The 1,459-nt window shown below is 66.7% G+C and carries 1 protein-coding gene; it reads left to right on the top strand.

The window, feature by feature from the left end:
* The first annotated feature begins 231 nt into the window (after positions 1–231).
* Positions 232–1,437, top strand: a complete 1,206-nt coding sequence (locus ACPCUW_RS35090; protein ID WP_423429688.1) for an IS110 family transposase — start codon at positions 232–234, stop codon at positions 1,435–1,437.
* Positions 1,438–1,459 lie beyond the last annotated feature (22 nt).

Here is a 1,459-nt window from a genome sequence, read left to right as displayed (position 1 = left end):
TCATGCCGCCCTACCTTTCTGGTGTGCTCCCGGTCGTCCGGAATGATCGGGGTGTGCAGGCGGGGCGGGTATGGCTTTCATGCTTGCTGCCGTTGATGGCTCAGGAGGCTCGGCCGCCCGTCCCGCTCCCTTGTTCCGACCGCTGATTAGGCATTGCGGACCATCGCTGTGTAGGGCGTTGCCGGCGGAGCGGGGACGCACCGCACGCACGCCGAAACGAGTGAGGGTTGCATGGCAGTTGTCGTGGGCATCGACGTCGCCAAGGAGTTCCACTGGGTCGCGATCGTGGCCACCGAAACCGGGAAAGTCCTTGTCTCCCAACGGGTCGACAACGACCCTGACAGTATCGATGGGTTGATCGGCCGATTGCGCGATCTCGGTGTCGACCACGGTGCGGTCACCGTAGGAATCGACCTGATGGGCGGGATCGCTAGTTTGTTGACCGCGATGCTGCTCGAAGCCGGACTCCGCCTGGTCCATGTCCCCGGTCTGGTGGTCAACCGCGCCCGGCGCGCCACCAGAGGCGGCGAGGCCAAGTCCGATCCTCGTGACGCCAAAACGATCGCCGACCAGTTGCGGCTGCGCGATGACTGGCGCGAGGTCGCCGCCGAAGACGAGACCACTGTGGACTTGCGCATCCTCGTCGGCCGCCGCCGAGAGCTGGTGGTCGACCAGACCCGCCGTCTGCAACGATTGCGCGAGAGTTTGACCAGCATCTTTCCCGGCTTGGAACGAGCCGTCGATGTCACCAACCTCGGTGACCTGCACCTGCTGGCCCGCTACAGCACCCCCGACGAGGTTCGCCGCGCCGGGCGCCGCCGGATCACCGACTATCTGCTCCGCCACGGTGTCCGCCGTCCGTATGCCGAACCGTTGGCCGACAAGGCGATCGCCGCGGCCCACGGTCAACGCGCCGTCGTGCCCGGACAAGCCCGCCTGGCCGAGTTCACCCGCGAATTCGCCACCGAGGCCATCGCTGCCCGCCGTCGCATCGGTGAGCTGGAAGCCCAGATCAGAGCCGATCTCGACAGCCACCCTGACGCGGCCCTCATCGCCAGCATGCCCGGGATGGGGGCCATCCTGACCGCCGAGTTCCTCGCCGAGGCAGGCGATCTCGCCCGGTTCGCCAGTGCCGACCAGCTCGCTTCCGCCGCAGGGCTGGCACCGGTGCTGCAACAGTCCGGCAAGATGCACTACCTGCGCCGCGCCACCGCCGGCAGCAAGACACTGAAGTTCGTCTTCTACCAGTCGGCGTTCGCCGCCATCCGCTCCGACCCGGCCAGCAAAGCCTTCTACGCCCGAAAACGCACCGAAGGCAAACGCCATCACCAAGCCCTCATCGCACTGGCCAGACGCCGCATCAACGTGCTCCACGCACTGCTGCGCACCCGCCGGCCCTACCGGGCCGACTACCGCGTAACCGCCACTGCTGCTTGACAAAAACATTAGGCAGCCTCCG

Source organism: Nocardia sp. AB354 (assembly GCF_049538315.1).
In the GTDB taxonomy this organism is placed as follows: Bacteria; Actinomycetota; Actinomycetes; order Mycobacteriales; family Mycobacteriaceae; genus Nocardia; species Nocardia nova.
The sequence above is the reverse complement of the archived record's forward strand: the minus strand, read 5'-3'. Positions and strand labels throughout refer to the sequence as shown.